This window comes from Providencia sp. PROV267, from assembly GCF_028477825.1.
Classification (GTDB): Bacteria; Pseudomonadota; Gammaproteobacteria; order Enterobacterales; family Enterobacteriaceae; genus Providencia; species Providencia stuartii.
This window is the reverse complement of record NZ_JAMPLX010000002.1, coordinates 297,287-310,716: the sequence shown is the minus strand read 5'-3', so window position 1 is coordinate 310,716 and position 13,430 is coordinate 297,287. Positions and strand designations below refer to the sequence as shown.

The 13,430-nt window shown below is 41.4% G+C and carries 12 protein-coding genes; 6 read left to right on the top strand and 6 right to left on the bottom strand.

Features of this window, described 5'->3' with window-relative positions:
* Positions 1-104: 104 nt before the first annotated feature.
* From sppA to pncA, 3 genes are all read left to right on the top strand, one after another.
* The gene (gene sppA / locus PR709_RS02305; protein ID WP_004920315.1) at positions 105-1,973 is read left to right on the top strand and encodes a signal peptide peptidase SppA; all 1,869 of its coding nucleotides are present in this window, start codon (positions 105-107) and stop codon (positions 1,971-1,973) included.
* Positions 1,974-2,166: 193 nt separating this feature from the next.
* The gene (gene ansA, locus PR709_RS02300; RefSeq protein ID WP_004920319.1) at positions 2,167-3,186 is read left to right on the top strand and encodes an asparaginase; all 1,020 of its coding nucleotides are present in this window, start codon (positions 2,167-2,169) and stop codon (positions 3,184-3,186) included.
* Complete coding sequence (gene pncA / locus PR709_RS02295; RefSeq protein WP_042116629.1) at positions 3,173-3,829, top strand: bifunctional nicotinamidase/pyrazinamidase; 657 nt, start codon at positions 3,173-3,175, stop codon at positions 3,827-3,829. Before ansA ends, pncA begins: the two co-directional genes overlap by 14 nt.
* Positions 3,830-4,060: 231 nt before the next feature.
* On the opposite strand, the gene PR709_RS02290 is transcribed toward pncA, so the two are convergent.
* Both PR709_RS02290 and msrB read right to left on the bottom strand, forming a co-directional pair.
* The gene (locus tag PR709_RS02290; RefSeq protein WP_004920326.1) at positions 4,061-4,366 is read right to left on the bottom strand and encodes a YeaC family protein; all 306 of its coding nucleotides are present in this window, start codon (positions 4,364-4,366) and stop codon (positions 4,061-4,063) included.
* Between the two features lie 115 nt (positions 4,367-4,481).
* Positions 4,482-4,895 carry a peptide-methionine (R)-S-oxide reductase MsrB gene (msrB, locus tag PR709_RS02285; protein WP_004920330.1) on the bottom strand — a complete coding sequence of 138 codons (414 nt, stop codon included), beginning with the start codon at positions 4,893-4,895 and terminating at the stop codon, positions 4,482-4,484.
* A 355-nt stretch (positions 4,896-5,250) separates the two neighbouring features.
* Here msrB and gapA point away from each other — a divergent pair, with 355 nt between their 5' ends.
* The 3 genes from gapA to PR709_RS02270 all read left to right on the top strand — a co-directional run bounded on the left by gapA (position 5,251) and on the right by PR709_RS02270 (position 8,122).
* A complete protein-coding gene (gene gapA / locus PR709_RS02280) occupies positions 5,251-6,246 on the top strand; it encodes a glyceraldehyde-3-phosphate dehydrogenase (RefSeq protein ID WP_004920333.1) in 996 nt (331 codons plus the stop codon).
* A 172-nt stretch (positions 6,247-6,418) separates the two neighbouring features.
* Entirely contained in the window at positions 6,419-7,300 is an 882-nt protein-coding gene (locus PR709_RS02275) for a D-hexose-6-phosphate mutarotase (RefSeq protein ID WP_004920336.1), read from the top strand.
* Between the two features lie 204 nt (positions 7,301-7,504).
* Entirely contained in the window at positions 7,505-8,122 is a 618-nt protein-coding gene (locus PR709_RS02270) for a tetratricopeptide repeat protein (protein WP_004920340.1), read from the top strand.
* 135 nt (positions 8,123-8,257) lie between these two features.
* Here the strand turns inward: PR709_RS02270 and PR709_RS02265 are convergent, their stop codons facing one another.
* From PR709_RS02265 to fadR, 4 genes are all read right to left on the bottom strand, one after another.
* Complete coding sequence (locus tag PR709_RS02265; protein ID WP_004920345.1) at positions 8,258-9,010, bottom strand: MipA/OmpV family protein; 753 nt, start codon at positions 9,008-9,010, stop codon at positions 8,258-8,260.
* Positions 9,011-9,146: 136 nt separating this feature from the next.
* Complete coding sequence (alr, locus tag PR709_RS02260; protein WP_272570700.1) at positions 9,147-10,217, bottom strand: alanine racemase; 1,071 nt, start codon at positions 10,215-10,217, stop codon at positions 9,147-9,149.
* Between the two features lie 47 nt (positions 10,218-10,264).
* On the bottom strand, positions 10,265-11,566 hold the full coding sequence (locus PR709_RS02255) for a D-amino acid dehydrogenase (RefSeq protein WP_004920353.1): 1,302 nt from the start codon (positions 11,564-11,566) through the stop codon (positions 10,265-10,267).
* A 1,121-nt stretch (positions 11,567-12,687) separates the two neighbouring features.
* The gene (fadR, locus tag PR709_RS02250) at positions 12,688-13,404 is read right to left on the bottom strand and encodes a fatty acid metabolism transcriptional regulator FadR (protein WP_004920358.1); all 717 of its coding nucleotides are present in this window, start codon (positions 13,402-13,404) and stop codon (positions 12,688-12,690) included.
* Between the last annotated feature and the right edge of the window lie 26 nt (positions 13,405-13,430).

Below are 13,430 nucleotides of genomic sequence, written 5' to 3'. Positions count from 1 at the left end.
AACGCTCCAAAGCGTATTGTTATGAATAAAAATATTATTCATTTGCAGACAACTGTTTTTATTTCGTTAAGATAACAAGTGCAAATTCGTGTGTCGGAGAAATTATGCGTCAAACATGGAAAATCATCGCCACTGTATTTAAATTCAGTTGGCGAATACTAAATTTTATTCGGGAATTGGTTTTCAACACTATTTTTCTTATATTGTGTTTTTTAGTTATTGGTTCGATAGCGCTATATCAATCCGATTCTAAACCTGACCAAAACTATTTTGGTGCACTTTATGTTGACTTACAGGGTATTGTCGTTGATCAGGTCTCAACCCCCGATCCTTTTGGCCGCATGAGTCGTGAGTTATTGGGAACCCCTAACAACCGCATGCAAGAAAACTCACTATTTGACATTGTCGATACCATTCGTAGTGCAGCAACCGATGATCGTATTACTGGCATGGTATTACGTTTAGATAACCTCGTTAGTGCAGATCAGCCTTCCCTAAACTTTATCGGGAAAGCGATTACTGAATTCAAAGAGTCTGGAAAACCTATCTATGCTGTTGGCGATAGTTTTAGTCAGTCTCAATATTATTTAGCCAGTTACGCTGATCATATTTTTCTATCCCCTCAAGGTATGGTGGGGATCCAAGGCTTTTCAACAAACACCCTTTACTACAAATCCTTGTTAGAAAAATTAAAAGTCAGTAGCCATATTTTCCGTGTGGGGACTTATAAATCTGCTGTTGAACCGCTAATGCGAGACAATATGTCACCAGAAGCACGCCAAGCGACTAAACAGTGGCTAGATGCGTTATGGAATAACTATCTTGATACACTAGCCAAAAACCGCCAAACCACTGCGAAAGGTATCTTCCCTGGGGCAGATGTGTTACTTAGTAAGTTACGTGCCTCCGGTGGTGATAACGCAAAATACGCATTAAATCAAAAATTAGTTGATAAGATTTATACGCGTGAGCAAGCAGAAAATGTGCTTAAGAATCAATTTGGCTGGAATAAACAAGAGAAGCATTTCAATTACATCAGTATTTATGATTATTCAGGTAAGCTGACCAGCACAACTGGCTCTGAAACATCAGCCACAGCGGGTAATATTGCCGTTATCATCGTTCAGGGCGCTATCATGGATGGCCCTCAATCTCCGGGTATTGCAAGTGGTGATTTAATTAGCTCACAAATTCGCGAAGCCCGTTTGAACGAAAATATTAAAGCAATCATCTTACGCGTTAATAGCCCTGGTGGTAGCGTAACGGCTTCTGATCTTATCCGCAACGAACTCGCGTCTGCACGTGCTGCAGGTAAACCCGTCGTCGTTTCAATGGGCGGCATGGCTGCATCTGGCGGCTATTGGGTTTCAACCCCTGCGAACTATATTGTGGCAAGCCCGAATACGATTACGGGTTCGATAGGCATCTTTGGCGTAATCAATACCTTTGAAAATGCCTTAGATTCTGTCGGAGTGTATACTGACGGTGTATCAACCACCCCACTTGCCGATATCTCTGCAACCAAAGGAATTAGCCCTGAATTTTCCGATATGATGCAAATTACTATCGAAAATGGTTATAAAACCTTCATAGGTTTAGTCGCGAAGTCACGTAATAAAACGCCAGAAGAAATTGATAAAATCGCCCAAGGCCGTGTTTGGATTGGCAGTGACGCGAAAAAAATTGGCTTAGTCGACCAATTAGGAGATTTCGATGATGCCGTGACTAAAGCGGCTGAATTAGCCAAACTCAATGACGTCTCATTAGATTGGATGCAACCTGAGTTGTCATTTATGGATCAGTTAATTTTAGAACTCAGTAGCACTGCCCAAGCAGTGATGCCTGACATTCTACAGGTCTTCTTACCAGAAGCTGTTGCTACCGACATTCGTCAACAGGCACAATTCTTCTTAAAAATGAACGATCCTCAAAATCGTTACGCATTCTGTTTAAATTGCGCCGAAATTAACTAACTTCCCTGATCCCCTTTAGCACACCTAAAGGGGATCCCTCTATTTATCTTGCCTCTCCTCTCGCAAATCCCACTTAAACAGTAGATAACAATAATTAAATGAGTCAAAATTGTTATATCTTCATATAAAACAAAGGATAGTAATAGCTGCTTATATTGTTATTCATGCTATTCGTCGAACATTAGGTAACTCAATGCAGAAGAAATCGATTTATGTTGTGTATACTGGCGGAACCATTGGTATGCGCCACTCCCCACAAGGTTATATTCCAGTTTCAGGGCACCTTCAGGCCCAATTAGCTAAAATGCCCGAGTTCCATCGCCCTGAAATGCCTGAGTTTACCATCAAAGAACACCAGCCTTTAATCGACTCCTCTGATATTACGCCAGAAGATTGGCAAATCATTGCCGATGATATCAGTGAAAACTATGCGCTGTATGATGGCTTTGTTATCTTACATGGCACTGACACAATGGCTTATACGGCATCAGCATTATCATTTATGCTAGAGAACCTACGTAAGCCTGTAATTGTGACAGGGTCACAAATTCCCTTAGAGGCATTGCGTTCAGACGGCCAAACTAATCTACTTAATGCCTTATATCTCGCTGCGAATTACCCCATTAATGAGGTCGGTTTGTTCTTTAACAATAAACTGTATCGAGGAAACCGCACCGTAAAATCGCATGCCGATGGTTTCGATGCGTTCACTTCCCCCAACTGTCCACCATTAATGGAAGCAGGTATTCATATTCGTACTTTTAATACCTGCCCAGCCCCAATCGGTGTTGGCCCATTAATCTGCCACCGGATCACACCACAACCGATTGGTGTCGTTATGCTCTATCCCGGACTGTCTATTGAAATTGTACGTAACATACTCCAACAACCTGTAAAAGCTCTGATTTTACGCTCCTATGGTGTCGGAAATGCCCCACAACGCCCTGAATTACTGAAAATTCTCCATGATGCTACAAACCGAGGCATTATTGTGGTAAATCTGACACAGTGCATTTCAGGTCGAGTCAATATGGAAGGCTATGCGACAGGACATGCACTTGCCGAGGCAGGCGTTATCAGTGGATTTGATATGACATTTGAAGCTGCATTGAGTAAGTTACATTACTTACTTAGTCAAGAATATACACCGGCACATGTTCGGGAATTAATGCAACATAATCTTAGAGGTGAACTCAGCTATGCCGATGAATAAGCCAAATGAGGATTTAGTTAAATCCGCTTTACTGTTAGTTGATCTACAAAATGATTTTTGTACAGGTGGTGCCCTTGCTGTCGCCGATAGTGAAACGGTAATAAAAACAGCGAATAAGGCGATAGAGTTATGCCAACGACAAAATATTCCGATTATCGCTAGTCAAGACTGGCACCCCGCTAATCACCTGAGCTTTGCTGTTAATTCAGGAACACAAGTTGGTGACATTGGTACGCTTAATGGCATTCCCCAAGTGTGGTGGCCCGTTCATTGCGTTCAAGGGGAAGTTGGCGCTGAGTTTCATCCGGAACTCAACCAAGATGCCATTTGTGAAGTTTTTACGAAGGGTGAAAATCCGCAAGTAGACAGCTACAGTGCTTTTTTCGACAATGATAAAGTAAGCCAGACGCGATTACACGCTTGGTTACAAGAGCAACAAATTACCCAATTATTCATTATGGGGATAGCGACCGATTATTGTGTCAAATTCACGGTACTTGATGCGTTAAAGCTGGGATATAACGTTGATGTACTTACCGATGGTTGCCGAGGCGTAAATTTATCCGCAATGGATAGTGAACTCGCATTAGCCGAGATGTCACAAAAAGGGGCGACCCTACTCACCACCGATTCTCTGCAATAATTAACAACGACGTACCTTGCCCTTTTAAGGCAAGGTATTGGCTAGTCGCTAACACTATTGGTTGTTTGACATAGATTGAATAAAAAGCACACGCGAGTACCTCTCCCCCATATCCATGTTTTATCAACGCTGATTGCGCCATTTTCAACCACGGCGACAAGGCACACTGTTCATTTCGTTTTTCTGTATGCCTAGCGTGTTATTTCGCCTGTCGCCTGCCTCTAATTGCGATTATTCGTCTTTATTTTGTGGCTTCAAGGTTGCCAACATTTCCCCTTGAAACATCGATTTAAGTTCCTGCTTACTTTTCATCGTGATCTGCCCATCCGTACCAATGGTCATATGTTCAGGATCATGATTATGACGAGACTGCCATAACATCACCATCTGTAAGCTATGCTCTTTTTGCTCAGGGGTTAATGCGACACCATCAGGCCATTTTCCTAATTCAACGGCTGTCACCAAACGCTGATAAATTTCAGGGGTCATCACTGATAACAGTTGCTCTAATTGCTCTGGCTCTAAATTTACACTCACTTCACAACTCCTTCAAAGAGACCCAGTTAGTAGTTCATTTGACATATTATCTATTTCAACTTAGCTGAATCGATATTGCTTAATTTAGTTTTCAGCGTCAGCTAGCTTCAGCACCCTATCCACGGGTCTTTTCGCCAGTTTTCTCATCGATAAAACTTAATGATGCTGAATTAATGCAGTAACGTTGCCCCGTTGGTTGTGGACCATCAGGAAACACATGTCCTAAGTGGGCATTACAATTTTGACAACGCACTTCAATCCGATGCATTCCATGGGAGAAATCTTCGATATACTTAATCGCATCTTCAGTCATTGGTTGATAAAAACTCGGCCACCCGCACCCTGCATCAAATTTAGTGTCTGATAGAAAAAGTGGTGTACCACAACACAGGCATTCATACACCCCATCTTTACGATTATGCAATAACACACCAGTGAACGGACGCTCGGTCCCTGCCTGCTGAGTGACATATTGCTGAATATCATTTAGCTCCGAGATATCAATCGGTTGCTTACTTTTATCTGTCATATCAAACCCAAATATTGAAATAACTGAGTGGTATTAAGCTAAGAATACCCCCATTTGGTGCAACAAAAAATTAACAACACGTTTTATAAAGATATTCTAAACTAATTAACATAGTGCTTTGTGTTTTGATTTGTGACGAGTTTCACATATATCACTGATAGCAGGTTTCATTATCCCGCACAATCCCGATAATACGTGCGGATGTATTTGCCTCTAAAGTGGCTGACAAGTAAGCAATTAGTGCGAGTTGTTTTGATTTTTTTCAATAATTGACACGATTCCGCTTGACGGCTGGCAAGGTTTTGGTAACTTTAACTACAACTTAATTCACGAATAAATAGCTGGTGGAAATACTATGACTATCAAAGTAGGTATTAATGGTTTTGGTCGTATTGGCCGTATCGTTTTCCGTGCTGCACAAGAGCGTTCTGATATCGAAATCGTTGCTATCAACGACCTGCTCGATGCAGACTATATGGCATACATGCTGAAATATGACTCTACTCACGGTCGTTTCAACGGTACTGTTGAAGTTAAAGATGGTCACCTAGTTGTAAATGGCAAAAAAATTCGCGTCACTGCAGAGAAAGATCCTGCAAACCTGAAGTGGAACGAAGTTGGTGTTGACGTTGTTGCAGAAGCAACAGGTATCTTCTTAACTGATGAAACTGCACGTAAACACATCCAAGCAGGCGCGAAAAAAGTTGTTCTGACTGGCCCTTCAAAAGACGACACGCCAATGTTCGTTATGGGTGTTAACCATAAGAGCTATGCAGGTCAAGAAATCGTTTCTAACGCTTCTTGTACAACTAACTGCTTGGCACCTCTGGCTAAAGTTATCAATGACAAATTCGGCATTATCGAAGGTCTGATGACGACTGTTCACGCAACAACAGCAACTCAAAAAACTGTTGATGGTCCTTCTCACAAAGACTGGCGTGGTGGTCGTGGTGCTTCTCAAAACATCATCCCATCTTCAACTGGTGCTGCTAAAGCGGTAGGTAAAGTTATTCCTGAGTTGAATGGCAAACTGACTGGTATGTCTTTCCGTGTTCCTACTCCAAACGTTTCAGTTGTTGACTTAACTGTACGTATGGAAAAACCAGCCACTTACGCTCAAATCTGTGACGCTATCAAAGAAGCGGCTGCGGGCGAGCTGAAAGGTGTTCTGGGTTACACTGAAGATGACGTTGTATCAACTGACTTCAACGGTGAAAAACTGACTTCAGTATTCGATGCTAAAGCAGGTATCGCACTGAACGACAACTTTGTAAAACTGGTTTCTTGGTATGACAACGAAACAGGTTATTCAAACAAAGTTCTAGACCTGATCGCTCACATCTCTAAATAAGAGTTATTAGCGTTTTATGGTTAATTTGAGCCGCCTTTAGGCGGCTCTTTTGCTTTTATTCGCTCCTAAATTGTCAGGAGCCCCTCACTTACCTCTTAGAGTGAATGACGGTTTTCCTAAGTTCTGCTAACCTATTTGTATTCACTGTTTCTCTATTCACAGGCAAATAATTATGCACGATAAACTCTTTGCTTTACCGGTGATTAAGCAACTTTCAGCCTACATTAGCCAACGCCAATTGGGTGAATTACCCTTAATTATTGTTTCGCATCCTAAAGTGCGTGGTGCCGTTAGTATTCAAGGTGCACAATTAATCGATTGGCAACCTTGTGGTCAAAAACCGTGCATCTGGCTAAGCAGTGAAAGTGCTTTCAAAGCAGGTACAGCCATTCGTGGGGGTATCCCTATTTGCTGGCCTTGGTTTGGCCCCGCGGGTAGCCCAAGTCATGGTTTCGCCCGCATTTTACCGTGGCAATTTACTGCACATAATGAACATGAAGATGGCGTGATCCTCACCTTCACTCTGACAGATAACGAATATACACGCAAACTATGGCCGCATGAGTTTACATTGATATTGCGAATGAAACTCGGTGAGACCTGTGAGTTAGAATTAGAAAGCTATGGTGATTTTGAAACCACAGCCGCAATGCACACTTACCTCAATATTGGTGATATCCAAAAAACCACGGTGTACGGTTTAGGTGGCCACTACTTTGATAAAGTCAGTGACCGTGAAGTTTATGAAGATAAGCCGCTAAAAATTAATAGCCATACCGACAGAATTTACTCTGAGCCAGAGGAATATAGTTTGATCCGTGATGATAGCTGGTCACGAACCATTGAAATACACCATTACCATAACTCTGACGTTGTATGTTGGAACCCATGGGCTGAATTGTCATGTAGCATGCAAGATATGCCAAACAATGGCTACAAACAGATGGTTTGTGTTGAAACGGCGCGCATTAATCAACCGATGAAAAGTGAAAATCAGCACCCCGCTCGCCTTTCTCTCGTTATGATGACACGCGATAATAAGCCACAAGACTGATAGTGACCTCCGCGATGAGGCGGGCTCTTTTCTCGCCTCATCATGCTGTTACGTCACTAAGGATGGCGCAAGCAGCACTTCTTCATATACCTTTTCTCTCCAACGAAATAGTACGTGATATAAAAAACCGTCTACACATTGTAAAGCATCAATAATTAAATTTAAGATAAGTATTGATTTCTATCCCACTAAAAAATGAACTCAATGAATAAGTACACCTTGTTATTATTATTGTCTGCCCCTATTGCCGTCTCTGCCAACTACTGTGACGACTTATATAAAAAATATAGTAATAGTTGGATGAGAGATATGCCAAAACAGGTATGCGAAGATGCGGTTAATGGTGATGCCGAAGCACAATTTAGCGTCGCGTCATGGAACACACGGTATCTAAGGCAACCTGAAGAAACTTATCGCTGGATAAAGATGTCAGCAGAACAAGGTTGTGCTAAATCACAGTATGTTTTAGGACTGCACTATTATGAAGGAAAAGTTGTTGATACAGATTGGTTTAAAGCGTTTGCTTGGATTAAAAAAGCGGCTGATAATGGGATTCCCGATGCTCAGGCTATGCTTGGTTTCATGTATCAACATGGTCATGCAATTGGTCAAAATTATACAATAGCTCTAGAGCTGTATCATAAAGCGGCTGCACAACATAACGAAGATGCCTATCTCTATTTAGGCCGAATGTACGAAAATGGCATGGGGGTTACCAAAGATTATGCAAAAGCTTATGAGTATTTTGCAAAAGCCAAGATCGCTCACGTCTTATCCTACCTCCCCGATTATCCTTGCGATATTTATAAAGATCCTGACTAAAATAGCCATCTACCACCAGCAAATTCGCCATAATCAACCATGTCAGCAACTATTCGTGCCCTGTTCAAATACCAATAAAAAATCCCAAAAGCACAAAGCGCATTTTGGGATTTTTTGTCAAGTCGTGGTTAGCAATTAGAAGGTATAAGTTACCCCACTCCAAACAATTGCAGAAACTGATTTATTAACCATTGGACTATCTTTCACTTCATTTGGCAGACGGTCAATACGCCCCATTGCAAAGGCACTCCAATTATCATTGAACTTATAGTTACCTGATAATTCAACATATGGAGTCCAGCTATCACCCGGACGATAGCGAGCTAAACCACTATTACGCGACTCTTTTGAAGAGACACCATACTCATAGCGGTTTTGATTTTTGCTATCCCACTTGATACCTACACCTGGAACTAACGACCAATTGTCGCCATAGAAACCATAAAGGTAAGCAACTTCTGCACGCAAACCATTACTGATCCCTAACATATCCCCCGACGCAACGGTACGGATTGTTCCCCAATCGGCTTTGTGTTTGTACGTCAAGCCCCCCATTACCGTATCGCGGCGACGATCAAGCTCACGCATATCACGGTCGTCGTTATCTTTCGGTTTGAAGAATTGAGGGTAATAATAAGCATCAAGCGAAAGTTGATCCTCTTGGTCATTCCACAAGTAGTAACCTACTGCTAACGTACGAAAATAGAAGTTTTCACCTTCATAGTTAACAATCGGTACTGGCGTAACATAGTCTTTCGATTTTATACCTTTATAAGGTGTTGATTGCGCCAAAACCGAACCCCCTACAGACCAAGTTCCAGCCATAGCTGCGGAGGATAATAAACCTAATGCGACAGCAAGTGATGTTAATTTGATTGTTTTACGCATATTAACCTGAAATATTAGAAGATTGAACAATAGTGCGCATCATACCTTGATGTGCTCTTTAGCCAAAACACTCCCACGACTGATCACATTTTTAGTTAAATTTATAACTATGTCTAATACTGTTTACACAATCATTCTAATTTTCATATACGACTGGTACTCTTTTCGCCAACGCGCACATCAGTTCATAACCAATAGTGCCTGCCGCCTGAGCAACGTCGTCTATCGGTAAGTTTTTACCCCATAGCTCAACGCGATCACCAATCTTAGCAGTTGGGCATTCGCTAACATCTATTGTTAGCATATCCATTGAAACAGTTCCTAATAGAGGACAACGCGTTCCATTTAACCAAATGGGGGTGCCTGTTGGCGCATGACGTGGATAGCCATCCGCATAACCACAGGCGACTGTGGCTATCTTCATTGGGTAAGGTGCTGTAAATTTACTGCCATAACCAATAGATTCCCCAGCTGCAATCTCATGTGTTGCAATAATTTGTGATTGCAATGTCATTGTCGCACGTAAATCTTTATCCGCAATGTCTTGCCAACGACCACTTGGTGATGCGCCATATAAGATCACACCAGAGCGAACCCAATCATAATGGGTCTTTGGGTGCCATAACGTCGCCCCTGAATTGGCAATACAGACAGGAAACTGACCATCGCTAAACTGTTTAATTATCGCATGAGGTTTATCTGTGCCTGTCGATAAATCCGAATTCGCAAAATGTGTCATTAAGGTGACCGTCTCTACATTTTCCATTGCAGACAATCTATGCACCACTTGAGCATATTCCGGCGGCTCAAAACCTAAGCGATTCATTCCGCTATTTAGTTTGACATACACGGAGATGGGATTTTGAAAGTGCCTATTTTCAATCGCATCCAATTGCCAATAACTGTGCACCGCCGTAGTCAATTGGTATTGATCTATGACTTTTAAATCATCAGGCTGGAAAAAGCCCTCCAATAACAAAATAGGCCCCTTCCAACCTTGTTCACGCAATAAAATGGCTTCATTTAGATCTAAAATCGCGAAGCCATCCGATGCCGCCAGTGCTTTCCACACATGTTTAATACTGTGACCATAAGCGTCTGCCTTCATGACAGACCATATTTTTGCATGCCCAACGTGCTGACGAACTACGGACAAATTATGAGTAAAATTTTGCAGATGAATTACCGCACTGATTGGGCGAGGCATATCTCTTCCTTCTTTTTATACTATCCGAATATTTTTCAGCCAATTGCTCAACGCGCAGGCGATAAATCACCACTATGGGTTAATTTTGTATTAAAGCCATCAATATATCTAAATACCGATAAATCGTCGGATGCAATATCAGGCTTATTCCCTGAAATCAGATCAGCTAATAACTTACCTGAACCACATGCCATCGTCCAACCTAGCGTTCCATGCCCCGTATTTAAATATAAATTGCTATAAGCCGTTGGGCCGACTATCGGCGTTCCATCTGGCGTCATAGGCCTAAGCCCCGTCCAAAACGTCGCTTGAGAAATATCACCGCCACCTTGATAGAGATCTTGTACTACCATCTTCAATGTTTCGCAGCGTTTTTTCAGCACATCCAAATTAAAGCCAACCACTTCTGCCATGCCCCCAACACGAATGCGGTCATCAAAGCGCGTTACTGCGATCTTATAAGTTTCATCCAAAACTGTTGATGTCGGTGCGCGCTCAGCATTAATAATTGGCATTGTTAATGAATACCCTTTTAATGGATAAACGGGTATTTTCACTAAATTATGCAGTAATGATGTGGAATATGAGCCCATCGCAACTACATAGCGATCCGCTTGTAATATTTCACCATCACAACGAATACCACTCACTTTATTGCCATCCGTCAGGATCTGTTCAACATGACGACCAAACTGGAATTTAACCCCCGCATCTTGGGCCATTTTCGCCAGTTTCTTAGTAAATTGTTGGCAATCACCCGTTTCGTCATTAGGTAAACGTAAGCCCCCCGTCAATTTATCCTTCACATATTCAAGCGCAGGCTCCGCTTTCGCTAACTCATTGGCGGTCAACAGCTCGTATGGTACGCCTTCTTTCTGTAAGACAGCGATATCATTGGCGGCATTATCAAACTGCTTTTCGGTCCTAAACAGTTGCAATGTTCCACCTTGACGGCCTTCATAACTAATCCCTGTATCTGCACGTAATTGGCGAATACAATCACGGCTATACTCCGCTATCCGCACCATACGGCTCTTATTCATCGCATAATGTTGAATATCGCAATTTTTAAGCATTTGCCACATCCAACGTAATTGGAATAATGTGCCGTCAGGCCTGATGGCTAATGGAGCGTGCTTTTCGAACATCCATTTAACCGCTTTTAATGGGATCCCTGGGGCACCCCATGGAGTCGCATAGCCCGGGGAAATTTGTCCAGCATTACCCGCACTCGTCTCTTCAGCAACATCCATTTGCCTATCTAATACGGTCACTTCATGCCCTTCTTGTGCTAAATACCAAGCTGTAGTAACACCGATGACCCCCGCACCTAAGACCAAAACTTTCATCACTCCCCCTGCTGCTTAGCACGAATATTTTCATTAGAATAATATTCTAGTATTCATTTTCCAATATGGTTAATTAACACTTTTAACAATTCAGACAATTAATTCAAAAACAGTTACAATTACTTTACACCTCAGATTTAAATGCTAGTGCCCATTTCTAATTGAATAGTTAAAAACAGAATAAAAACAGTCAATTAATAGAAAATTAATTTCGATTGAATTATTTTCTCATACGTTAATTTAGAGTTTTATACTATCTTGTTGGTATATTATTTTGATGACCTATTTTTTAATATATGTTATTTCCATGCAATAACATAGAAAATAAATTCACAAATTTACCTTAAAATGAATTATAGTCTTGTTGATTTTTTTATTTCAGAATTGTAGATAATTTAGTGATTTCAAGCACAAAAACAATTACCCATTTTTATCGCAAAAAATGGTTTTTGCTCTTTTCTCGTATTGGATGAATCAGATTTACAAAGTATAAGCCTTCTGGGTCTCAGTCTGCTGAAAACGCCTCTTTCTCTATCTTATTGAATCCACAGTGTATAAAACAATATAGAAACGAACGTTAATAAACGTTAATTATTACTATAAATCAAAATGTTACCACGTGAAATTAGCTGCTAAAGTCAGCAGTCAATTAATAAAATCTGACGGAGGGAGCATGATAAAAAAACGACCATTTCTTATTTTAATCGTAATGTCCTGTTTAATGACCAATCGCAGTGTAGCAGATTCAGATTGCATATCATTTAAACATTTTAAAGTGGAGCACGAGGGAAAAATTTGTTTTAGCATTCGCCCTCTGCTCACTTGCCATACTGAATGTGAGGCTGTCGAAACAATCCATAGCAAAGTACTATTTCAATGTTATTATCCTGATATAAAGCCACAATCACCCGAAATGATCACTCAAGCAGAAAATATTGCTCTCAATATTGAATACCCCATATCATGTGTGCCCAAAAAAGCGTCAGGCAATATTCAGTAGCTGACCAAGTCACTTGCAATTTCTGGTTTTCTGACAGCCAAAAGGCCAGTTGGTTAATAGCACCAAACTGGCTTCAGACATCATACAGTAACGTGAGTTAAAATTAGGATGCGCGGAATGGTTAGCGCGCATTTGCGAGGTCGTTAGGCATATTCCCTTGCATACTATGCCAAATCGTACCACTTTCTTTACCGTAATTTCTAACGGATTCCATAATACGATCGTACGCTTGTTCGCGGCATAAGTTTGACAATTGTTGATAGAAATTGAGCGCAAGGCGTCGTGCTTCCGGGTTAGAGAAATAGTAACGACCAACACGGGTATAAAGCCCTTTTAAGCCATTAATAATCAAGCCATAAATAGGGTTACCCGACGCGAAAGCCAACCCGCGGAATATATTGTAATCTAAGGCACTAAACGCATCTGCGTTATCTTCGACCTTCTCACGCTCAGACAAAACTTCCAATGATTTTTCAGGATTTTGACGAAAAGCAGTACGGATAAAAATAGCAGCGATATTGGTTCTCACCGCTAGCAAATTATCAATCAGTTGTGGCACACGGTCATGATCTAACCTTGCTAAGGTTTCAAGAATATTCAGGCCTGAAGTCTCCCAATAATTGTTCACTTTGGTTGGTTTGCCATGTTGTATCGTCAACCAACCATCACGCGCTAAACGCTGTAATACTTCACGAAGCGTCGTACGTGTTACACCAATTAACTCCGAGAGTTCCCGTTCAGCAGGTAAAATCGACCCTGGTGGAAAGCGATTGTTCCAGATGCTCTCAATAATATACTCTTCCGCAAACCCTGCAGGACTTTGAGCTTTTATGACCATATTTTTATTATTCCAAACATTTTCAG